This is a genomic window from Sulfuriflexus mobilis, from assembly GCF_003967195.1.
In the GTDB taxonomy this organism is placed as follows: Bacteria; Pseudomonadota; Gammaproteobacteria; order AKS1; family AKS1; genus Sulfuriflexus; species Sulfuriflexus mobilis.
In genome coordinates this window covers 1,266,769-1,289,628 of sequence record NZ_AP018725.1, presented here as the reverse complement: position 1 = coordinate 1,289,628, position 22,860 = coordinate 1,266,769, and the positions used below count along the sequence as shown (strand labels likewise).

Sequence of the window (22,860 nt, the reverse complement as noted above, 5' to 3'; positions counted from 1 at the left end):
ATGGCTCTCAGCGGGCAATTTTCACCGCTGAAAATGGGCTATTGCACGGGATATGGGGCTTAGTTGCGGGGATTCAAGGCTGCGCCGAGTAATTTTGCCGTGATATCGACAATCGGGATCACACGCTCATAGGCCATGCGGGTCGGGCCGATGACGCCGAGTACACCGGCGACCTGGCCATCGACCTGATAGGGTGAGGTAACCACGCTGCATTCATCCAGTGGCCGGTAACCGGATTCCTCGCCGATAAAGATCTGCACGCCCTCGGCCCGGTGACTCAGGTCGAGGATATGCAGGATATCGCGCTTGGCATTAAAGGCCTCGAACAGCTCGCGCAGCTTGTCCATATCCGAGAGCCCGGCATTGCCGATGAGGTTGCTCTGCCCGGCCAGCACATAGTCCTCACCCGGCTTGTCTTCATCACAGACCTTGCCGGCCATTTCCATCGCCGCCAGCATCATCTGGTCCATGCGGGTCTTGGCATCATGCATTTCCCTGAGCAATTGCTCGCGTACTTGTTGGAAGCTCTTGCCGCTGAAGGTCTGGTTCAGGTAGTTGGCGGCCTGCTGCAACTCGGCGGCACTATAGGCCTTGTCGGTAGTGAAAACCTTGTTCTGTACTTGCTGGTCGTTGAGCACGAGCACCGTCAATACGCGCTGATCGGACAACGGCAGGAACTCAACATGCTGCCAGGCCGTCACCTCACGCCGGGGGGTGGTGACCACGCCCGCCAGGCGGGTAATACCGGAAAGCATATCGGAGACCGAGGTGATCAACCCCTGTTCTGTGTTCCCCACGCTCAGGCGTTGCTGAAGGATATTCACCTCATTGCCGCCGAGGGGTTTGAGGGAGAGCAAGGTATCGACAAAAAAGCGGTAGCCCTTGACCGTAGGTACACGCCCGGCCGAGGTGTGCGGGGAGATGACCAGACCGAGGTCTTCCAGGTCCGCCATAACATTGCGAATGGTGGCCGGGCTCAGGTCGAGGCGCGCCTCCCGTGACAGGGTCCGCGAGCCCACCGGCTTACCGTCTTCAATATAACGGCCAATCAACACCCGTAGCAGGTGTTGTGCGCGTTCGTTCAATGGCTCGGTTTTCGCCATAATTGCTGCTATACCTCAAGGACCCTTGGCACTCATAATAGGAGAGTGCCAGGGGCAAATCAAACACGAGCCAGGCGCTTGAAAAGGCTGGCTATGGCCCGGGACGGGAATTTCGGTTAATGTTCGAGGCATGTTCTCTATATAATAAGAACAATTTACGTAGCTATAGGCATAAGGAGCCCCGCGTGTCGGGCAAATTCAAGAAAATCGGCATTATTGGCAAGTTCCGCGATGACGGTGTTGGCGACACCATCCAGACCCTCTATGACTTTCTCATTGAACGTGGCTGCGAGGTCTTGCTTGACGAGGTCAGCGCCATGGTGCTGCCGGGGCTGGATATCCCTGTCGGTGACCGTGACGAACTGGGCGAAAATTCGGATCTCGTCATCGTGGTGGGCGGCGATGGCACCTTTTTGAATGCCGCACGCACCCTCAATGACTATCGTGTGCCCCTGCTTGGCATTAACCTCGGCCGACTCGGTTTTTTGACCGATATTCACTCAAAGAAGATCCGTGGCCGCCTCGGTGCCATCCTCGACGGTGAATACATCGATGAGAAACGCTTCCTGCTGCATGGGCGTTTTGAATACGATGCCGGTGATGGCGAGATCACCTCCAGTGATGCCTTTAACGATATCGTCGTTCACAAGGGCCACGTCGCCCGTATGATCGAGCTCGACCTGTATATTAATGGCCAGTATGTAAACACTCAGCGCGCCGATGGCCTGATCGTTTCGACCCCGACCGGCTCAACCGCCTATGCCCTGTCCGGTGGTGGGCCGATCCTGCACCCGGAACTCGACGCCCTGGTGCTGGTACCGATTTGCCCGCACACCATGAGCCAGCGCCCCATCGTCATCGATGGCGATAGCGATATCGAGATCCGTATCAGTGATAACAATCACGGAGATGCACTGGTTACCTGCGATGGGCAGCTGAATGTCAACTTGAGTATCGGTGACAGTGTGCGCATCACAAAAAAACAAATCCCGGTACACCTGATTCACCCGGCTGACTATAACTACTACGAAATCCTGCGTGCCAAGCTGCACTGGGGTCATCGCCTGTAAACGGCTTATTCGCGCATGCTCAATCATATACATATTCGTGATTTCGCCATCATTGATAAACTGGACCTCGACCTGCACCAGGGTATGAGTGTGCTCACCGGGGAAACCGGTGCCGGCAAATCAATCCTGATTGATGCACTCGGGCTGGCGCTTGGCAACCGGGCCGATTCCGACGTGGTACGCGCCGGCAGTAAACGCGCCGAGATCACCGCCAACTTCGAACTGGCTGACTTGCCCGAGGCGCAGGCATGGCTGGAAGAAAACGAACTTGATGATGATGGCCAGTGCCTGATCCGTCGCACCATTGCCGCCGAAGGCCGCTCCAAGGGCTTTATTAATGGTAGCCCCGTGCCGATCCAGTCACTGCGTGCCCTCGGCGACTTTCTCGTCGACATCCATGGCCAGCACGAACACCAGTCCCTCATGCGTGCGAATGCACAGCGCGAACTGGTCGATGATTATGCCGGGCACGGCAAACTGCTCGAGCAACTGGCCGTAGCCTGCCAGACCTGGCGCGATGCCAACGAGGAATATGAGCGCCTGCGACAGGCCGCCAGTGATCGCGATACCCGCCTGGATTTTTTGCGTTATCAGGTACAGGAACTCGAGACACTGGCCCCCGCGCAAGACGAATACCTCGAACTGGAACAGGAACACGCCCGCCTGGCCAATGTTGGGCGACTGCAAGACACTGCCCACCAGCAGGTCGAGGCGCTGGACGAAAACGAACAGTCTTCTGTTACCCACCTGCTCGCACGCGCAGTGAACGCGCTCAATGGCCTGCGCGAGGTCGACAGCCGACTTGGCGAGATTGCTGACAACCTGAATGGTGCCCTGGCCAGTGTTGAAGATGCCAGCAAGGAACTGCGTCATTACCTCGACAGCCTTGATGCCGACCCTGCGCGGCAGAATGAGGTTGAGGCACGCCTCGGTTTGTTTATTGACCTGGCGCGCAAACACCACGTAAAACCTGCTGAGCTGATACAACAATTCGAGACGCTGCGCCATGAACTCGATGCGCTGTTACATGCCGAGACACGTCTCGAGGGTTTGCAGGAAGAAATCGCCACACACCTTGCCCACTACCAGGCACTGGCCGACACACTCAGCAAGAGTCGTCGCAAGCAGGCACGCGCACTCGCCAAACAGGTCAGCGCGCACATGCAGGAACTCGGCATGCCCGGTGGCCAGTTTGATATCGTCCTGCATGCCCGCGACCAGGCCACGCCCTCTGCCGTGGGCATGGAAAAAATCGAATTCGTGGTCAGCGCCAACCCGGGGCAAGGTCTGAAGGCACTGAGCAAGGTCGCCTCCGGTGGTGAGCTGTCACGTATCAGCCTGGCGATTCAGGTGGTGCTGGCGAACAACGTACGTATCCCGACCCTTATCTTTGACGAAGTCGATGTCGGTATCGGTGGGGGTGTCGCCGAGATCGTCGGTAACCGTCTGCGCAGCCTCGCTGATAACCGTCAGGTACTGTGTGTGACCCACCTGCCGCAGGTCGCGGCCCAGGCGCATCATCACCTGCACGTCAGCAAGACCCTCGGTAAGGGTCACACTGGCACCTCGATTCAGCATTTGGAAGAAACGGCACGTGGCCAGGAAATTGCGCGCATGCTCGGTGGTGTGGAGATTACCGAACAGACCCTCGCCCATGCGAAAGAAATGCTCAGCAAGGCGGCCAGTTAGAAAAAATAATTGGACAGGATTAACATGATTTCAAAGGGCCAACTGATTCAGAGATTTTTATCCAGTAAATCCTGTTAATCCTGTCTATTTATAGCTTTTATAAAACCAGAATTTATTCACTTGCAGTCTTTACAGATCCCGTAGATATACAGGCAGTGGTCGGTGATCTCGAAACCGGCCTTTTTGGCGATGTCGCGCTGACGTTGTTCGATGGTCTCGTCGACAAACTCCTCGATCTTGCCGCATTTGACGCAGACGATATGGTCGTGGTGCTTGCCCTCCTCCAGCTCAAAAACAGAGTGCCCGCCCTCGAAGTGGTGACGCGTGACCAGGCCAGCACCCTCGAACTGGGTCAGCACACGGTAGACCGTGGCCAAGCCGACTTCCTCTCCGCCCTCAAGCAATTGCTTGTAGACGTCCTCGGCACTGAGGTGTCGCAATTCGCTGTTTTCCAGGATCTCCAGGATCTTGACCCGTGGTAAGGTGACCTTTAGCCCGGCCTTTTTAATGTCTTCGCTTTCCACAATTAGTATCCGTTTGAGTACTGCGTCACCGCAGGATTTGGGGTAGAATCTGTTGAATTCAGACGATAGTGTAATTCAGACTCAAATGCAAAAGCTTCTCATTTCGATTATTGCCAGCTCTGCCCTGCTCGGGGGCTGTTCAAACCTGTCCATGCCCGAATTTTCCATGCCGGATTCGGTACCGGACCTCGTGCACAAGATTGACATTCAGCAGGGCAATATCGTCAACCAGGACATGATCAACAAGCTCGAGCCCGGTATGAGCAAGCGCCAGGTACACTTCATCATGGGTTCACCTATGATCAGTGACACCTTCCACGCTTCACGCTGGGACTACCTGTACCGTTTCCACAAGAGCGGTCATGCCCCCACTGAAACCAAGCGCGTCTCCCTGCACTTTGATAAGGAGCAACTGGTGGGTATTGAGGGTGATATTCGTCCACTACCGGTTGAGGCAGGTGCCGAGGCGAAAAAGACCCAGGTTGTGGAAGTGCCGGTTCAGGATCGTAGCGAAGGCATCTTTGACAAGACCCTCGGCGTGTTACGCCTGAAAAAGAAGGAAGAGTAAGCCACTCGCCCTCTCAGGGAGTTGACACCCCTTTAGCATCCCCGCCGCCCTTACGCATACGCTTGCCTTCCGCAGCACGCTGTTTGCGCACCACCTTCGGGTCGGCGATCAAGGGGCGGTAGATTTCGACCCGTTCCCCCTCGCGCACGGGCACATCGGCCTTTTTCAGCTTTCCAAAGATCCCCACCTTACTGTTCGCCAGGTCGATCTGCGGGAATTGTTCAAGGATGCCTGACTGTTGAATGGCCTGTTCAATCGTGGTGCCTGCCTCCACCTGCAAGGCGATGAGCTGCTGCTTATCGGGCAAGGCATAGGCCACTTCAATGTTGATCCGGGATGGTGTATCAGCGTTTTCCATAAACCTCTACCGCGCGTTTGCTAAAGGCATCGACAATGGTGCTGGTGATCTGACTAAATACCGGCCCCACCGTCATCGCCAGGATCTTGCTGGAGAACTCAAATTCGATATCGAACATGACCTTGCAGGCCGTCTCGTTCAGGCTTTCAAAACGCCAGAAACCCTCGAGGTGCTGAAACGGCCCTTCGACGAGGCGCATCTCGATCATCTTGTCTTTTTGCAGGCGATTCAGGGTGGTAAACGACTTTTTTATCCCGCTACGTACCAACTCGACACGGGCACGGATTTCATCCTCGTTACTGTCCAGTACTGAGCTGGCACCGCACCAGGGCAGAAAATCCGGATAGGCCGGAATATCATTCACCAGGGCATACATCTCCGCCGCTGAGTATGGCACCAAGGCACTTTTACTAATTACAGGCATAATATTCTATTTCAATAATTGCGTGATCCAGTCAAGCAAGCCGCTTACCTTCAACAGTACGATCGCCACCGCAAGCGGTGAAACATAGCGTATAAGAAAAATCCACAGGTTATAGACAATGTGATCGCCCTCAATGTCCATCTCGTGCTTCGAAGATTTCCTCCGCATCTTCCAGCCAACAAACACCGCGATCAGCACCCCGCCAAGTGGCAACATAATATTCGTGGTCAAATCCTCAAGCAAGCCGAAGATATTCCGACCAAACAAGGTATAAGCCGACCAGATATTCAGTGATAATAACGAGGCCACACCAAGAAGCCAGGCTGTAAGGCCAGACCAGGCCGAGGCCATCACACGGGTCATGCCGTGGTTTTCCACCAACCACGCCACTACGGGTTCAAGCAGGGAGATTGCCGAGGTCCATGCTGCAAATACGAGCAACAAAAAGAACGTCGTGCCAAACAATGTACCGCCCGGCATTTCACCAAATGCGATCGGTAATACCTTGAATACAAGACCGGCACTCTGTGCCGGTTCCAGGTTATAGGCAAACACGATTGGGAAGATGGCGAGGCCGGCTAGAAGTGCCACCAGCGTGTCCATGCCCGCGACAATCACGGCAGTTCTGGGTATCGAGACATCACGTGGCAGGTACGAGCCGTAGATCATAATCGCACCCATACCAAGGCTCAGGCTGAAGAAGGCCTGTCCCATCGCGGTCAGGATCGAGGACGTCGTCAACTTACTGAAATCGGGTGTGAACAAGTAATCAAGTGCCAGACTGAACCCGCTCGTGCTCATGGCGTAAAATACCATACCGATGAGCAACACAAACAATGTCGGCATCAGGTAACGCACTGCCTTTTCCAACCCATGGCTGACACCACGCGAGACGACGACGATACTCATGGCCATGAATATCGTGTGCCAGGCAAGCAAACGTTCCGGGTCGGAGACGAATTGGTCAAAGATATAACTCACACCATCAGCCGTTGCATTCACAAAGGTTCCACTGCCTGTACGAAATACGTAGGCCAGCGTCCAGCCTGCGACAACACTGTAAAACGACAGGATCATGAAACCCCCGACAACCCCCATCCAACCAAGACCCTGCCAGGCCTTGTGACATCCTTCTTCCTTTGCCAGGCTACGCATGGAGTTGATTGGGCTTTGTCTGCCACGACGCCCAAGCAGGATCTCCGCAGTCATGATTGGCAGGCCAATCGCGAGTATGCAGATCAGATAGACGATGACAAATGCACCGCCGCCGTTATCGCCCGTTATATAAGGGAAACGCCAGATATTGCCAAGCCCGACCGCAGAACCCGTAGCAGCCAGCACAAAGGCCATACGTGAAGACCATTCGCCGTGGATAGAGGTACGTGGTGATGTCATGGAGCCTCCAGGCTTATTCTTATATATATGAGGCACATTGTGTGCGAATTTCCTCGCCGGCTCAAGCCAGCCTGATATAATGCCTCCATGGCCAAGCCAAAAAAGAAAAAAGTCGTCAGCAATACCATCGCGCTGAACAAGAAATCCCGCCACGATTACAGCCTGGAGGACCGTTTTGAGGCAGGACTGGTGCTCGAGGGCTGGGAGGTCAAGTCTCTGCGCGCCGGCCACGTGCAGCTCAAAGACAGCTATATCATCATCCAGAACGGTGAGGCCTACCTGATCGGCTGCCACATCTCACCGCTGCAGACGGCCTCGACACACATCAGCCCAGACGCGACCCGGCTGCGCAAGCTACTCCTGCACCATAATGAACTGGACAAGCTGATCAGCGCCGTAGACCGCAAGGGCTACTCCATTGTGCCAACGGCCATGTACTGGGTGCGCGGCCGCGCCAAGCTTGAAATCGCCCTCGCCAAGGGTAAACAACTGCACGATAAGCGTGCCGCCGAGAAAGGCCGGGACTGGGAGCGTGAAAAATCACGCATACTGAAGCACTGAGCACCCGCCGAGCATCGAAAATTCCCTCGCCTCACCCTTGAAAGCCGCCTATAATCCCCCATATAGTAAGTAACACTTAGGGGGCGACCTGGCTTCGACGCCGATTGCAAAACCCAAGGTGCATGCCGAGGCGCAGATCACCTCGTAAATCCAGCTGCAAACCATATAGTTGCCAACGACGACAACTACGCTTTAGCTGCTTAAACACCAGCGTAAAGCCCTCGGCCTGATGCGTGCTTATGCGCTCAGTTAACCGGGGTCGACTCACATAAGATCGCGCTGAAACCTGTCCGGAGTGGATGCGTTAAAACCTAACGGAATCGCTATCAGTGCACCCTGCCCATCGGGTTGCTGACAGTTAAATTTAATAGATGCGGATAAGCATGTAGAGCCGAAGGCAGAGGATTGACGGACGCGGGTTCGATTCCCGCCGCCTCCACCAAACAACAAAGGGTCACCTGAATAGGTGGCCCTTTTTTGTTTCTGGCGACGGTATGGATGAGGACCCGCGTTCCGGGTTGCCCTGACCCATCGGGAGATGGGTAGGGTATGCATAATGAAGCCCGAAGGGATTCTTTGCGCGCCCTGACCCATCAGGAGATGGTTGAGGTACCCATGATTGCCCTGAACCACTGTAAGTGGTTAGGGTATCCATAATGAACCCATAGGGTTCTATGGTGTAACCCGAAGGGGTTCTATGGGCAGATGACGCACTGGAAGTGCTAATGCCGCTAAGCGGCGCCCGCCATGCACCTAGAACCTCCCTCGGAGTTTCATTAGGTGTACCTACGCTACGCTCCAGCACCTCCACCAAATAGAAAAGGCACCCCTTGTGGGTGTCTTTTTTATTTGGATGGGTGACAGAGACATGAAACCGCGCAGCGGGTTGCTCTGACACCGAAGGTGTAGGGCATCCATAATGAACCCCGAAGGGATTCTATGGGCAGATGACGCACTGGAAGTGCTAATGCCGCTAAGCGGCGCCCGCCATGCACCTAGAACCTCCCTCGGAGTTTCTCCCTAGAAGCCCTTCGGGCATCATTAGGGATACCCTGATCCAGCTATGCAATCTCTGGTAATTAGGCTGTCTCAAAGAACGCTTGCAGGATTCATCATGAGCACACTACCCGTACCGGGTCAGTGCAACCTACGCGTCGCTCCTCCACCTCCACCAATCAAACAGAACGGGGCACACTCTCTGGGTGCCACCCGTTTTGTTTTGGAGGCCAGTGAGGATAGGAACATGGGGCGGGAGACGATAAAACTACGGATAATATCTTCGCTACAATGCCAATATTTGAGATTTATCCTATGCGGCATTTTTAACGGTCAAGTATCGACAGTGGCATTGTGGACAAGTATATTGACGATAATTTCAGGCTTGCCTCGAACACGGGCGTCACGCCAGAATAACAAACTTAACTGCTTGGCATGCATAGGATTAGGTAACCATGGTATTTAGTAATGACCGTTTATCGGCGTTCAATCTTGGTGATGTGTTATTAGCATTACCGGGTGAACAGGACCTGTTAAATAATATACGTGGGGCACGTTACCGCGACGCTGTGCTGGTTAGTTTGCCTGGCGGTGAGGCATGGGTATTTGACTACGGCGTGGTTGTATTCTGGGCAGTTGATGAGGATGAACGCCAGGCTTTCTTAAATAGTCTTCAGCTTGACAATGCTATCATCGAAGGTGCTCGTCAGGAACATTTTCGATTCACAACATCAGGCCAAGAGGTACGTATCCATCAAGATACCATCACCCTCACAGATGATAACCCGCTGACACGGCTTGCTATCAGTCATGCCCTCGCGCAGTCATTAAAACTGACTGAATACGAGTTGCAGGCGCAAGGCACCATACAAAACCACTCGAATCTTCCAGAAGCATTGGCCACTACAGGAAAAATTGCCCTGAGTCGCAGTGAAATAGCCAAAATTCGCGGTCGGCTATTCAGCACAAAAAGTGACATTATTCTCCATTATGGATTGCTCGATACGCCGGATTTTTTCTGGGAGTACCCGGAGTTTGAATCGACCTATAATATAGCGGCACGCTATATGCAGATTCATCAACGAGTGGAGTTATTGTCTAAAAAGCTGGAAACTATCCATGAACTGTTCGAGATGCTCGCAGATGAACAGAAACATCAGCATTCATCCTTTCTGGAATGGATTATCATTATCCTGATTGCTATTGAGATTATTATATTCGGTGCCAAGGAGATTCAGACCCTGATACAGTAGATCTGCATTAATAAAACACTCAGCAAAGAGCATGACGGGTCACCTGCCCCGTCCAGATACAGCGCTCAATGGCAGACGCCATAGCGTCTCCATGTTGCAATCCAGCGTTGCACTCTTTCCGGGTAGGCTAACAAAGGCAGGTGTCAATCTATTTTGTTACACGTGTAAAGTATGAGCGCGACGAAACCACATACAAACTGCTCAAGAAAAAATGCCCCGGCTCAGTCCGGGGCATTTGATTTTGAAGACTACATATTATGCTTGGAATGGTCCATTTTATGGACCTCGCCAGTGCCCTCCTTGTTCCACGGTGGCATGGCCGGATAATAACCCGCGCCCTTAGCGGCACCTTGTGGCTTACCACCACACTTTTCCCAGGTGGCATTATCCACCATGACCAGGCCACGACTGCCGTGCGCACACTGTGTGGCTGTATCGTTCAATGCCGATGTCGACTCCATGATATAACGATCATCCGAAGTCGCCTCACGCGCACGCCCGCTCGGCGGGACCTTGTCGAGTTTTTGCAGCTTGGCATCATAACTACCTGACTTACTCACACCGAAGTACGGGCCGTCATGCGAAGCTTGTTGAGTCTTCTTGTCATGCCCGGCATGTGCACTATGATCCACCTCGGCAGCGCGTAAAGTGCCGCCACTCAGGGTAGTCAGCGCCGCTATCATTACAATAACCAGTTTACGATTTATCATTTTCTGTCTCCGTTTAGCGTCGGATGTAACTGTGTTCGGTATCGAGGATCGACGTCCGTTCACCAATCGTATCGTTGAATTTCATGTCGAAACTGAATGACAGGCCGGCCATAATACTGTAATCACGGTCATAACCGGTGACTGCGGCAAGGCCATCATCCAGGTTCGTGTAAGCCACCTGACTTACCAGATCGACACCGGAGCCCAGACGATAAACGAAGCTCGGTATGATACTGAACTGGCTCGCATTTGCCTCATCATAATCCTTGTAGGCTGCGGTCACCCCCGCCTGCCAGCGGGTTAGCAACTTCGGTCTGTTGGTCAGGCGTACCGAACCGGCCGCTGACCAGGATTCCGTACGGCGCAGGCCATTCGGACCGGCCAGTGTCGCCCCATCCAGGCCATCGTTGTAGATGGCCTGCACTGCCGTTGACCAGTTACGAGTCGGGTCATTGTTCAGGTTCCACTCGGCACCGGCGATCGCCGAATAGCTACTGTCATCACCTGTGACGTCATCCACATCCTGGTAATCGATAAGAATACCGGCACGCCGTAGTCGCTTCAGGTAGGCCAGTTCCTCCGGCTGCGCATAAACCAGTCCGAAACCGGCGGAATTGACATTGAACTCTCCCAGTTTGTCACCCGTTGCATCGGTTTCCGTACGCGTGCCCACCCAGCCCGACAGGGTCAACGTAGGATTGATATGCCAGCCCAGCGAGACCACATCACCATATATCTGATATTGATCGTTCTCGGCAAATGAGGTCAGGTTCTGAACATGTGTATAACTCAGCAGATCATCATCACGCAGGGTCGGGAATTCAATCAGGGTGTTGGGCAGGCGTGTACGTCCAAGCACAGCCTCAAAGTCCTTATTCCAGAAGAAGGCATTTAACTGGTGAAAATAGATATCATCATCCAGGTCACTATCAGCATCCGGCTTGGTAAAGCCAACAAAGGCTCCAGCCACACCACCATCATAGAGACGTTTGTCGAAGCGCAGTAACAGGCTTGAGTCAGAAATATCGACCGCACTGTGTTCCTCATCGTCAGTGGCGGCAAAGCCTTCGCTCTTACCGGCTGAAGGGGTGGCGATAAGGCGACCGCCAACGGTTACACGCGGCATAACCTCACGATCGACTTCCAATGCTGCGACTGACTGAATACCCAACATAGCCAAAAGTGCCATAGAGAGTGTTTTAAGTTTCATATTCATTGTCATATCCCTCTTCACTTACTGATCCACAGACGTTGATGGAATGTATGATGGCTCAAAGCCCTCATACTCAAGTACCGTCAGCATACCGCCCGGGTAAATCCCGTTATTAGTGGTATGTGTGGTCTTGTGATCGTGGAAGGTCCAGTAACCCGGGTTATCACCATAAATCATGATGTCATAGGTACCTCCCGGTTCAACATGGATCGTATTCAGATGACGTGGGTGTTCAAGATCGTTGCCATCCTGTGCCACCCACCAGAAATCATGGCCATGCAGGTGCATATGGTGGGTCAGACCGCTGGCATTAATCATACGCACCCGGATCCACTCACCCTGTTTGATGCCAACACGTTTGGTTGCCGGATAAGACTTACCATTGATACCAAAGAAGTTATGTTTAATATGCAGACCATTCGAACGGCTGGGCAGGAACGGTGCCTTGTATTCACCACTCTCAACCGCACCCTTGAACTCGGTGTAGTCGCGGAAGAAACCATGCGTCTGGTAATCCAGCTTACCCTGTGCCATCAGGGTATTGACCTCTTTCATGCCTCTCAGCAGCTCATTGATCTCTTCCCGGGAATAATCGATATCCCAGGCCTCGAGCATGAGGGTATAGTCACGGGTATACGGAAAACGCTTATGCAGTGGCTCGTCCTTACGATGCACGATAAAGGCACCGTGCATGGCATGCGTGGCATGCAGGGGGGTACCCCAGTGGCAGTGATACCAGCGCGTGCCGGCCGGCTTCGCCTGAAAACGATAGACAAAGGTCTGTCCCGGGTGCACCGGGTCCTGAGTGATCATCGGCACACCATCCATTGTGTAAGGCAGGACAATGCCGTGCCAGTGAATCGTATGCATCTCTTCGGTATGGTTGGTGAAGTTGACCTTGACCCAGTCGCCCTCCATGACATGAAACTCCGGTCCTGGCACCTGGCCATTAAAGGCGAAGAAATGTGTCTTGATACCCGGCAGGATCTCGTGCTCGACGAGACGGATATCCATGTCGAATTCCTTGTAGTTCACTTCATGGTCAGCGGGTGAGCCTGGCGGCTCAATGATCAGACCCGGCTGCATGGAATGCCCTTCCAGGAACATCATGGAACCGTATCCATTGCCCCCCATATCATGTCCCATACTGCTATGGTCCATACCGGCCATACTGCCCTCTGCGGCCGCGACTGTTGCGCCTGTGGCCGTGGCTAGGGCACCACCGGTTACCGCCGCGGCCGAACGCAGGAAACTGCGCCGAGAGTTTTCGGCCGGTTTGTCCGCACTCACCTCGGGGCTGGAGGATTTCCCCATAACGGGGACTTTTTTATCAATATCATTCATTTGCTGTCATCCTGATTGAATGCTTATACATTGCACACCGTGCCAAACAAATACTGTCCGGCAACACATCATCACGCTAGGGTGATGAGAATTCAGGCTTGGATGCGGGGCGGTCGAATTTCAACGGGCGGAACAATACCGTAATAGGCATTCATCGGCATCGGCACGTTGATATAGGAATAATAGGTGGTGGAATAAAAACTCTGACTCAGGGCGCCGATGCTGTAATGCATGCAGGTACCACAGGCCGACTGACATGGCGTGGAGCCGTGACAATTGCCTTTTCCGCCATGTGCGTCACAACAACTCATCCCCAGGTGCTGACTATCTGTTGTTTGCGGTTGTGAATCATGCGCATTGTGTGATTGCGCCATGGCCGACATGCTCACACCATACAGAGGCGCTACCGCCAGGGCGAGCAACAAGAAATAGTGCACAAATTTAGATAAAGTGCGTTTCATATGAGTTTTTAATAATAATCCGCTTTACCACCTAGTCAAGTAAATACTCAGCGACTCTGCGACTTTTGACCTGATGATTCTCCAGAGGTTCCCTGCTCAGCAAGGGTCCCAAAGTCGCAAATACGTCCTTCGCATGCCTTCAGCAGGCGAAACTCCTCTTTCCAGCGTTTTGCCTCCTTGTCAGTCGCCGCCAACACTACCAGGCGTACATACATGGGATATAGGTGCCGATACTTGCCCGACTCGGCACGAAAAAAGGGCTGTGGCGCGGATGACGGCGGCGGATTTGGCCCGCGTATATAGTCGCGCAAGTACCAACGATTATTGTTATTGATTTTAATGGCACGCTCATAGTAGCGTGCTGCCAAGCCATCGCTGGCCAATCCTCGCCGGTCATAGGCGCGCGCCGCCCAGTACAACACCACATCATTATTCGGGTGCTGCCTGACTAATTCGGAATAAAATTCGATACTTTGTGACAGTGCAGGATGGTCCGGCTGCCGAATCATCAGGTGATCCAGTAAATAACCATAGGCGATATGCAGGCCGTGCAGGGATGGCTTAAAGGGTAATTGCACCTGGACAATGCGTGGTATCGTCTCGAGTGCCTGTTCCGCGGTTTCCGCACCGTAATACTCTGCCAGCACGAAACGTTCGAGCTCGCTGATCCGTAGCTGATTAAGTTCACCCACCTCCAGGTACAAGGGCACGTCAGAAACTGCCCGGGCCGCCCGATCATCGATGACCGCACAGGCACTGCTGAATAGCATTGCCATGAGCATGCCTATGAATAGCAATCCTTTAGTGAGGTCCTTCAATGTAAACTCCCAGTATAAATCCTACCTGGTCTGAGACCTGAACACAGACATAAGTACTGCAGCTTACCGCTTTAACTCTATCGCATAAATACCCTATTTCGTCCTGATCGCAGGTCATCTCATTAGTCAGAATAATTGTTCAACGAGGCCAAGAGTGCCATCCGGGCTAACCAAGGAAAATATTGTACCCCCAGGTAGGGCTGGGACAGGTTCATGGTGCCCTTCACAATAGATTGTATGTCAGCGAGACTTCGAATTCCCACCATTCACGCCGGATATCCGCTGGGATCGGCTTGAATTTACCGACGCTGTGTACGGCGTTCACCGCGGCTTTATCAAGAATACGGACAGATGAACTGCGCACAACATGGATATGTTTAATATCACCCTCGCGGCCGACCCTGAAAGCAACCACGGCGACACCTTCATGCGCCCGGCGCCGAGCGCGTGAGGGGTAATATTTACGCGCCTCGATGGCCTGTTTGAGTGCATCGGTATATTGCTGTTCCAGCATACGAATATAGGTTATGTCCGCGTCAGTAGAGGCTATCAGTATCTCTGCTGCCTCATTTGGCTGTGTGGCTTGATTTTGCCTCGCTGCGGGCCGGGCTTTCGCGACCGGTGCAGACAGTGATTCTGTTTTCTCCACGAATTTTTCTGCCATGCTGTCTTGTCGCCCCGGAATAATCTCTGTTATTTCGGGGACCACTGCGGCAGCTGTATCCTGCGTCACGACTTCAGGTATGGGCTCTGGTCCGGCTTCAGAGGCAAACATAGCCAGTGATACGGACAGCACCTCGTCACTGCTTTGCTCCGGTACATTAAACGTTACAGTAAAAAAAATGGCTAACAACAGCCCAAGATGAACAATGCTCGAGACCAGTAGACCGATTCTTTGCGGGCTCATGGTGTCCGACGGGTCTGGATGGTCAGTTGTTGCAGATTTTCTGCCTTGAGTATGTCGACGACGGCGACAAAGGTTTCGAATGGTACACTCGCGTCCACACGCAATATAATAGGCTTATCTTTTCTTGTAACGGCCAGGCGTTGCTGTAGACCATCCAGGTCGATCGATGCCTGGTTAAAATATATTATTTGCAGCCGGTCGATCCCAATCTCTATGGCACTTGTATCAGATTTTACTGCCGCAGCCTTGGCTACCGGCAGTTCAATGGCTATCTGGCCTTGAGCAATAAAACTGGCCGTGGTCAGGACAATAGCCAGCAGTACGAGCATGATGTCGATGAAGGGGATAACATTAATCGAATCAAAGCGCTTCATGGCCATGTTCCTTACGCCATATGGCCGTCAAAACATCCGCTTTACGCAACAAGCCATTATAAAAAAGTATCGCCGGGATAGCGACGAACAGCCCTGTAGCGGTTGCCTTCAGTGCCAGTGCCAGACCAAGCATAATGGTATTTACATCGGCCGTGCCCCCCTGACCCAGATCATGAAAGGTAATGAGGATCCCCAGTACCGTGCCTAACAGACCGATATAGGGTGCGTTGGCACCGACTGAATAAAGAAGTGTCAGGTTATGCGTAAGGCCTATATTGAGTTCATCCGGGTGACTGAATTTTTTCAAATCTACACGGCGGAAATATAACCAGCGCTCAATCGTCACCCACAGCATGAGAAAGCTCATCAGGCCGAGAATGCCAAATATCAACATATCCAGATTATTCTTTAAAAAATCCATTGGTCCGTCCTGAATAAGCCATTACCGAGAAGTATTTCGACGACGCCTTGAAATAAACAGCACTACCCCGAGGATGATCACGATAACGTTTAGCATTGTGAATAGTGCAATAATTGCATCACGGCCGTTCTTACCCAGACCATCTGCAAAGCGCCACTTGTGGAACATACGAAAAGTAAATTGTTCAAAACGACGACTGTCATCAACCATAGCAGCCAACCTGCCCGTTGCGAGATCGACATAGTAACTTGGCTTGTCTCCTGCCTTGAATTGAACCTCTACCACAGGCAAACGTCGGTCGATAAACCCGTATTCGGCGTTAAATCGTGTGACCGCTTGTACTGAACTGATCTGATGGCTATGACGCCCGGAAATCCGGCTGGCCAGTTGCTGTGCATAAAGGCTGTCCGCGTCTGCTAATAGTGCGCCGCTCTGGCCATGTACATAGCTAACAGCCGATCCCCGGCCTGCATGCCTGACGCCGTCGCGCTGAGCTGTCGCATGTACGAGCCGATAGTAGGGTTCATTGCTGATTCTCACCATGGAAACTGCCTTTACCGGGCCATGCTGACTTGATGCGAACAGCGCCTGCTTCAGACCAATGACCAGGTCTCCTACTGCAAAGCTGTCTTCAATATAGTGTGTATGGCGCTCATCAGGGCTCAGCTTGTGCCAGACGTGCATGCCACCACTAAAGGAAAACATGAGGGTCGAAAGCGAGATAAGCAGGCCTACTGTGCGATGGAAGTACGCCACCCCGGTAGATGTTTGCTCACTGGATATCTTTTTCATGCATTGATAACGCAGGCCGTAGAGCAGCAGACCCGTTAGGCCAATGATGAACATTGCCAGCATCGCGACCATGAACAGACTAATTCGGGTCAAACTACCCTTATCGAGAAAACTCCAATTATGTAGTGTCCCGAACCACCACAACAACTCGGCGCGCAGGTTATCTACAGCCGCGGCCAGGCGGGAACTCTCTGTATCGATATACAGGCGGAGTTCATCATCACGCTGGAAAGAGACCTGCCATACTGGCAGAAAGCGATTAATCGGTGCGTACTCTTCACTAAACTGCTTAACCGCAACAATACTGGAGATGGCTGTATGCTGATCGCCCAGATAGTAACGCGCCAGGTACTCGGCATAGCGTAGTTCACCATCAATAAGCCTGCTGCCCGATTGCATATCAAAGTATGATATATTGCCATCAGCCAGGCTTACGCGATAATAGTGCTTGCCATGCATCGTGATGACCCTGGCATTACTCACCTGCTTTATGCCATATCTCGCCATGATGGCAGCAGGCTCAGACACAATAGCCTCAACTGCGAACGGTTGCTGAATCAACTTGTGCGTTGCCAACACGGGCTTGGTCAGGCGCAGCGTAGGATGCAACAAACCACTCAAGGCCCACAGTATGACCGGCACACAGATAACCAGGCCAATCCACTTATGCCATTTATACAGGCTTTTATATATCATTATGACCCGCTCAGAACTTGTAATTCAAACCGGCATACAAGGTCCGTGGCAACCCCGGCGTTAATTCTTCACCGCGGAACTGGGTAAACGAGGCGCCCGTCGCATATCGTTCATCGGTGATATTATTCAGTCTGCCGTAGAATTCGAGGCTCCGACTGACCGGATAGTTAACCAGCAGGTTAAGCAGGTCGTGGCCTTCATACTTATTGCTGTTCTCATCGTCTTCCCAGTATGAGCCCAGACTTTCCCAGTTCAGTTCAACACTGCCACCATCAAGCACTATGGGCCTGTAACGGATACTCAGGTTAGCGAAGAATCTTGGCGCCTGCTTAATCTCATTGCCGTTATAATCTATGCCTGATTTTGGACTCCAGTCCTCATAGGTATGCTTGGCATAGGAGAGACTGGCATTGACCCGAAGTCGTGGCATAATAGTTGCGCCAAGCCCAACCTCAATACCTCGGTGCAGGGTCTTGCCCGCATTAAGCGTCTCACGTGTGCCATCTATTGTGTTTTGGAAACTGATAATATCGTCACGCTTAGTCATGTGGTAAACAGATAGCTCATAACTAAACTCCGTACCGACCTTCCCACGAAGCCCGACTTCGAAACTATCAGCCTTGACCGGTTTCAGATCGACGGTATTCAGTGCGCGACCCTGGCGAAAAAGCTGGCCCTCTGATGGCGCACGGAAGGCATGCTTATAAGAGATAAAACCATTTATATCATCAGTCCAGGCATAGGTTGCGCCCAACTTCGGGCTTAGATGGTTAAAGTCCACTGTTGTATCATCCGGCCGGCGATGCAAACCTGTGGTTACTACACTCAGCTTGTTATCGTAGTCGTAGGAAAGCACATCGTAACGCAGACCTGCATGCAGACGCAGGCGCTCACTGGGTGAAGTCTCGACGTGCACGTACGGCGAGAATCCCTTGAACGTGACATCATAGTCGTACACCGTTTGATTAATGGTGTAAGTGTTATAAATATTTCCCACTCTCACAGGGATAATACTCTGCTCATCCCGGCTACCCGGGCTGTAATCAATATCCGCACCGACGATCACACGGGTGCGCATCGGTGCATAATCACGGCGATGTTTCAAGGTCAGGCCGAACGAATCGTTTTGCGTGGTGAATAGGGTCGGATCGTATGTCAGCGCCCAAGTCGGCATAAGGTCAAGGACATTGTGGCGATAATACGGAGTGATACTGGTGAGGGAATCGGTCGTCTCATGTTCATAGGCCGATGACAGGCGAATCGCCTCTACCTCGCGAAAACCAATAGGCGTGTAGTTAATAGTCGGGTGATCTTCGAAGTCGGGGCGTGAAACTGCCCCCGTTTGCGCCTGATCAATAAAGGAGGCCGCCAATACCGTTTTTAATGATGCACCACTATCAAGGAAGCGATCCCAACGCAGAGTGGTGCTTTGTCGGTCATATTCTGTGTCATCTCGCCAGCCATCGCTGTGGCTAATATTCAGGTCGGCACGAAAACCGTCATCGCCCCAGCTGTTACCACCTGTCAGCAAGGTACGTTCCCAGCCATGACCGCCTAATTCCAGATTGGCCTCAAACTCGGCCTCGGCGGGGGCTGGTCGGGTCATCACATTAATAATTCCGCCAATGGCATCGCTGCCATACAAAGCTGTACCCGGTCCTTTGAGTACTTCAATGGCAGCCGCCTGAGGCACGTTCACTTCATAGAGTGCATTATGGTTAAAAAACCCTGTTGAACGTGTCGGGATGCCATCTTCGAGAAAAAGGTAAACGGGCGAGGTTGTAATAGGTTGGCGTATCGCCGTCATATGCCCTTCACCGGTCAGTACATTAACATGTACCCCCGGCACACGATTAATGACCTCAGCGGGATGGCTTGGACGCAGGCGGTGAATTTCTTCTTCCTGCACAAGCACTGTCGATGCAGATGACTCAGACTTGGCCGTTGCTTCACGTGTACCGGTTACCGTAATCTCGTCAAGGGAGGTTCGCTTCTCCTCTGCCACAACTAAACTGATATTACTTACCAAGACACCACTGAGCAGAAACCCAAACACACGGGTAAATTTCTTGTTCATAAACAAACCATATTGTTATTTTCTAATGGTTTGAAATGTTACAGACCCCAATTAGCGAGCACCATGCGACATATTGTCGCAGCATGTTAGTCTTCGATTAAAAAGCCAACTTAGACAGTTGGTCTTTTACTGGACTGCGGCGGGCAACTAGGTTGGCAGGTAATGCTGTCGTGCATAGGAGATGGCACCATCGAGGCCGGGCGTGTCGCTCAAGACCAGTTTGACCGGGAGTTTCTGCAAGTTGTCTCGCATTGGGCCTTTATTACTGAAGGCCTCGGTAAAGGCCTTCGATGCCAGCAGGCCCTTTATCTTCGGTGCGATACCACCAGCCAGGTAGACGGCATTTACCGGGTAATAATGCAGGGCGATATCACCGGCCACGGCACCGTAAATTTCAACAAAGCAGGCCAGTGTACGCCTGCATAGGACATCATCACCGGCCAGGGCATGTTCACTGATCACCTGTGCCGGGTCTGTCCTATGCAGGGCGTCCCTGACCGTGTCGGATTCAGGCAGTCCGAGTACGTCCCTGAAGAATGCATAAAGTCTGTCTATACCACGGCCGGAGAGGAGCATCTCCACACTGACGTGCGCGTGCTGTTGGTGCAGCCAGGTAAGTAATTGCTCCTGAATGGCTGTCTCCGGGGCAAAACCGGCATGCCCGGCCTCACTGCTAAAGGCCTGATAGTGATCACGCTGCCAGACGAGGTGCGCGGCACCTAGCCCGGTGCCGGCACCCAGCACGGCCGCGTTCAGCCTGTCTCCCGCCCGCGCGGGTTCCCCCTCCTGCAGACTGACGAGGTTTTTTTCTGTCAGGGCGGGAATGGCATAGGCAATGGCAAGAAAATCATTTATCAGCGTCACTTGTGTTGTTTGCAAGGCGAGCTGCAGGTCGGTGGTACGGATAAACCAGGGCAGGTTTGTTACCGCCACACCGTCATCCTGTATCGGTCCGGCAATAGCAAAACAGGCCGCATCAAACGGTTTTTGAATCGCATGCTCTGACAGAAAGTCTTCGATAACATCTATGAGATCGGGATATTCACCACTGGGATAGGTCTTTGCATGCCTGATGCAAGGGACAGTGTCATCCTGTACATAAACAAGCCGTGTATGGGTTCCGCCTATATCCCCTGCCAGTATCCGCATGACTAATGGCCACTGCCCGGCCGACATTTTTTATAATAATTGATCAGGCCGTTTGTCGAACTGTCATGTGTTGACACGTCTTCATTACTATCCAGTTCATGCAGGATGTTACTCGCCAGTTGCTTGCCCAGTTCCACCCCCCACTGGTCAAAAGAATTAATATCCCAGATCACGCCCTGTACGAAAATCTTGTGTTCATACAGGGCAATCAGGGAGCCCAGGGTCTTGGGGTTAAGGGTCTCGAACAACAAGGTGCTGGTGGGTCGGTTGCCGGGGAATACCTTGTATGGCAGAAGTGCTTGTATCTCTTCTTCACTCAGACCCGTCGTCTTTAACTCGTCATAGGCCTCCTCGCGGGTCTTGCCCTTCATGAGCGCCTCGGTCTGGGCAAATACATTCGACATCAGTGCACGATGATGTTTGACAATACAATCATAGTCGTAAATCGGCGCGAGGATATCCGCAGGCACCAACTTGGTACCCTGGTGCAACAACTGAAAAAAGGCATGCTGGCTGGATATTCCCACATCACCAAAGATCACCGGCCCCGTGCTGTAACCCACGTCCTGCCCACCCCTGTCGACGAATTTTCCATTACTCTCCATATCGGCCTGCTGCAGATAAGACGGGAAACGGTGCAGGTGTTGATCATAGGGCAATACCGTTGATGACTGGGCATTGAAAAAATTGTTATACCAGATACCCAGCATGGCCATAATGACCGGGATATTTTTCTCCAGTGGTGTTTGCCTGAAGTGCACATCCACATCACGGGCGCCTTCAAGAAGTTCTTCAAAGTGTTCGGGGCCAATAGCAATGGCGATAGACAGGCCAATAGCCGACCATAGCGAGTAACGCCCACCGACCCAGTCCCATATCTGGAAGATGTTTTCATCGGCAATACCAAACGCCCTGGCCAGCTGCACATTCGAGGTCACTGCCGAAAAATGACGATGAATGTATTCATCATTACCAACGGCATTAACAAACCACTGCCTGGCGGTCTCCGCGTTGACCATCGTATCCTGAGTCGTAAAAGTCTTCGAGGCGATAATAAAAAACGTAGTTTTCGGGTTCAGGAATTCAAGCGTGTCATTAATATGGTTCTCATCGATATTTGACAGAAAGTGAACTTTCAAATCATGCAGGGCATAAGGTCGCAAGGCCTCGGTGACCATTTGCGGCCCCAGGTGTGAACCACCGATACCGATATTGACTACATCCGTTATCGGCTGGTTACCTACGCCCCGCCATTTTCTGGAACGGATATTTTCTGCCAGTGTCTTGACCCGCTCACGTTCTGCCCTGATCTCGGGCATGATATCCACCCCGTCCAGCATGACGGCGTGATCAGCCCGCTCCCGCAAGGCCGTATGCAATACCGCACGTGACTCAGTATGGTTGATCTTGTCACCGCTGAATAAGCGCTCTATCCAGCCCGGCAGACCACGCTCCCTGGCCAGCTCCAGCAACAGGCTGAGGGTCTGTTGCGTGAAACGATTTTTCGAATAATCGTAGAGGATGTCATTCAGCTGCAGTGAAAAGTGTTCAAACCGGGACGGATCCGCCTCAAACAGCTCACGCATATGAAGAGTATGCATTTCATTGTAATGCTGCTGCAGTGCCAACCACGCCCTGGTCTGCTGTAATCGAGACATCTTCGCGCTATCCTTTGTCTTTAATTAGGTGATACATCCTGTTTAGCAATAAGCATTCCATGATTACCGACTCGGCAAAACCACATTTATCTATTATTATCTATCCTCAGGCGCTGGATTCTTAACATAATACAACGCTGTAATGAGAACAGTTTATGTGCAATTGTCGACTTAATGCGCTTTTTTGCACCATTGTCGGGCATGCGCTGCCCTGACCAGCCGCTAAGTCCTTATTTACACCGTGAAAAGCAAAATGTGAATCCGGCCCAGGTTGTGCATAATAAGAAACAAGTCATTCA

Annotated in this window: 22 protein-coding genes and 1 other RNA gene; 6 read left to right on the top strand and 17 right to left on the bottom strand. The window is 52.4% G+C overall.

Annotated elements, in window-relative coordinates; genetic code table 11:
* Positions 1-59: 59 nt before the first annotated feature.
* On the bottom strand, positions 60-1,103 hold the full coding sequence (gene hrcA, locus EL386_RS06490; RefSeq protein ID WP_126454574.1) for a heat-inducible transcriptional repressor HrcA: 1,044 nt from the start codon (positions 1,101-1,103) through the stop codon (positions 60-62).
* A 185-nt stretch (positions 1,104-1,288) separates the two neighbouring features.
* Between hrcA and EL386_RS06485 the strand changes: the two genes are divergently transcribed.
* A complete protein-coding gene (locus tag EL386_RS06485) occupies positions 1,289-2,173 on the top strand; it encodes an NAD(+) kinase (protein ID WP_232020252.1) in 885 nt (294 codons plus the stop codon).
* A gap of 15 nt (positions 2,174-2,188) precedes the next feature.
* Complete coding sequence (gene recN / locus EL386_RS06480; protein WP_126454570.1) at positions 2,189-3,862, top strand: DNA repair protein RecN; 1,674 nt, start codon at positions 2,189-2,191, stop codon at positions 3,860-3,862.
* A 116-nt stretch (positions 3,863-3,978) separates the two neighbouring features.
* Here recN and fur read toward each other — a convergent pair whose 3' ends face one another.
* Positions 3,979-4,386, bottom strand: a complete 408-nt coding sequence (fur, locus tag EL386_RS06475) for a ferric iron uptake transcriptional regulator (RefSeq protein WP_197722167.1) — start codon at positions 4,384-4,386, stop codon at positions 3,979-3,981.
* A gap of 85 nt (positions 4,387-4,471) precedes the next feature.
* Here fur and EL386_RS06470 point away from each other — a divergent pair, with 85 nt between their 5' ends.
* Positions 4,472-4,954 (top strand): outer membrane protein assembly factor BamE, encoded by a 483-nt coding sequence (locus tag EL386_RS06470; RefSeq protein WP_126454566.1) that lies wholly within the window; start codon positions 4,472-4,474, stop codon positions 4,952-4,954.
* Between the two features lie 13 nt (positions 4,955-4,967).
* Here EL386_RS06470 and EL386_RS06465 read toward each other — a convergent pair whose 3' ends face one another.
* Genes EL386_RS06465 through EL386_RS06455 form a run of 3 tightly spaced genes read right to left on the bottom strand, consistent with a single transcriptional unit; the run spans position 4,968 to position 7,131 of the window.
* Positions 4,968-5,312 carry an RnfH family protein gene (locus EL386_RS06465; RefSeq protein ID WP_126454564.1) on the bottom strand — a complete coding sequence of 115 codons (345 nt, stop codon included), beginning with the start codon at positions 5,310-5,312 and terminating at the stop codon, positions 4,968-4,970.
* Positions 5,299-5,736, bottom strand: coding sequence for a type II toxin-antitoxin system RatA family toxin (locus EL386_RS06460; protein ID WP_126454562.1), 438 nt, complete (start codon positions 5,734-5,736; stop codon positions 5,299-5,301). The genes EL386_RS06465 and EL386_RS06460 overlap by 14 nt, the downstream gene beginning before the upstream one ends.
* 6 nt (positions 5,737-5,742) lie before the next feature.
* On the bottom strand, positions 5,743-7,131 hold the full coding sequence (locus tag EL386_RS06455) for a sodium-dependent transporter (protein WP_126454560.1): 1,389 nt from the start codon (positions 7,129-7,131) through the stop codon (positions 5,743-5,745).
* A gap of 87 nt (positions 7,132-7,218) precedes the next feature.
* Here EL386_RS06455 and smpB point away from each other — a divergent pair, with 87 nt between their 5' ends.
* The 3 genes from smpB to EL386_RS06440 all read left to right on the top strand — a co-directional run bounded on the left by smpB (position 7,219) and on the right by EL386_RS06440 (position 9,941).
* Positions 7,219-7,692, top strand: a complete 474-nt coding sequence (smpB, locus tag EL386_RS06450) for an SsrA-binding protein SmpB (protein WP_126454558.1) — start codon at positions 7,219-7,221, stop codon at positions 7,690-7,692.
* A gap of 79 nt (positions 7,693-7,771) precedes the next feature.
* Positions 7,772-8,134: a transfer-messenger RNA gene (gene ssrA / locus EL386_RS06445) on the top strand.
* A 1,009-nt stretch (positions 8,135-9,143) separates the two neighbouring features.
* Positions 9,144-9,941, top strand: coding sequence for an RMD1 family protein (locus tag EL386_RS06440; protein ID WP_126454556.1), 798 nt, complete (start codon positions 9,144-9,146; stop codon positions 9,939-9,941).
* 248 nt (positions 9,942-10,189) lie between these two features.
* On the opposite strand, the gene EL386_RS06435 is transcribed toward EL386_RS06440, so the two are convergent.
* The 12 genes from EL386_RS06435 to pgi all read right to left on the bottom strand — a co-directional run bounded on the left by EL386_RS06435 (position 10,190) and on the right by pgi (position 22,561).
* Positions 10,190-10,651, bottom strand: a complete 462-nt coding sequence (locus EL386_RS06435) for a hypothetical protein (protein ID WP_126454554.1) — start codon at positions 10,649-10,651, stop codon at positions 10,190-10,192.
* A 13-nt stretch (positions 10,652-10,664) separates the two neighbouring features.
* Positions 10,665-11,867, bottom strand: coding sequence for a hypothetical protein (locus tag EL386_RS06430; RefSeq protein ID WP_126454552.1), 1,203 nt, complete (start codon positions 11,865-11,867; stop codon positions 10,665-10,667).
* 18 nt (positions 11,868-11,885) lie between these two features.
* Positions 11,886-13,208 (bottom strand): multicopper oxidase family protein, encoded by a 1,323-nt coding sequence (locus EL386_RS06425; RefSeq protein ID WP_126454550.1) that lies wholly within the window; start codon positions 13,206-13,208, stop codon positions 11,886-11,888.
* A gap of 92 nt (positions 13,209-13,300) precedes the next feature.
* A complete protein-coding gene (locus EL386_RS06420; protein WP_126454548.1) occupies positions 13,301-13,669 on the bottom strand; it encodes a hypothetical protein in 369 nt (122 codons plus the stop codon).
* Between the two features lie 47 nt (positions 13,670-13,716).
* Complete coding sequence (locus tag EL386_RS06415; RefSeq protein WP_126454546.1) at positions 13,717-14,487, bottom strand: tetratricopeptide repeat protein; 771 nt, start codon at positions 14,485-14,487, stop codon at positions 13,717-13,719.
* 223 nt (positions 14,488-14,710) lie between these two features.
* Positions 14,711-15,394: an energy transducer TonB gene (locus EL386_RS06410; protein ID WP_126454544.1), complete on the bottom strand. Its 684-nt coding sequence runs from the start codon at positions 15,392-15,394 to the stop codon at positions 14,711-14,713.
* Positions 15,391-15,768, bottom strand: coding sequence for a biopolymer transporter ExbD (locus EL386_RS06405; protein ID WP_126454542.1), 378 nt, complete (start codon positions 15,766-15,768; stop codon positions 15,391-15,393). Before EL386_RS06405 ends, EL386_RS06410 begins: the two co-directional genes overlap by 4 nt.
* Complete coding sequence (gene exbB / locus EL386_RS06400) at positions 15,755-16,189, bottom strand: TonB-system energizer ExbB (protein WP_126454540.1); 435 nt, start codon at positions 16,187-16,189, stop codon at positions 15,755-15,757. Before exbB ends, EL386_RS06405 begins: the two co-directional genes overlap by 14 nt.
* Positions 16,190-16,210: 21 nt before the next feature.
* Positions 16,211-17,677, bottom strand: a complete 1,467-nt coding sequence (locus EL386_RS06395; RefSeq protein ID WP_126454538.1) for a PepSY domain-containing protein — start codon at positions 17,675-17,677, stop codon at positions 16,211-16,213.
* A 10-nt stretch (positions 17,678-17,687) separates the two neighbouring features.
* The gene (locus tag EL386_RS06390; RefSeq protein ID WP_126454536.1) at positions 17,688-19,754 is read right to left on the bottom strand and encodes a TonB-dependent receptor; all 2,067 of its coding nucleotides are present in this window, start codon (positions 19,752-19,754) and stop codon (positions 17,688-17,690) included.
* 147 nt (positions 19,755-19,901) lie between these two features.
* Positions 19,902-20,903, bottom strand: coding sequence for a glucokinase (gene glk, locus EL386_RS06385; RefSeq protein ID WP_172597643.1), 1,002 nt, complete (start codon positions 20,901-20,903; stop codon positions 19,902-19,904).
* Positions 20,904-20,905: 2 nt separating this feature from the next.
* Positions 20,906-22,561 carry a glucose-6-phosphate isomerase gene (gene pgi, locus EL386_RS06380; RefSeq protein ID WP_126454532.1) on the bottom strand — a complete coding sequence of 552 codons (1,656 nt, stop codon included), beginning with the start codon at positions 22,559-22,561 and terminating at the stop codon, positions 20,906-20,908.
* Positions 22,562-22,860 lie beyond the last annotated feature (299 nt).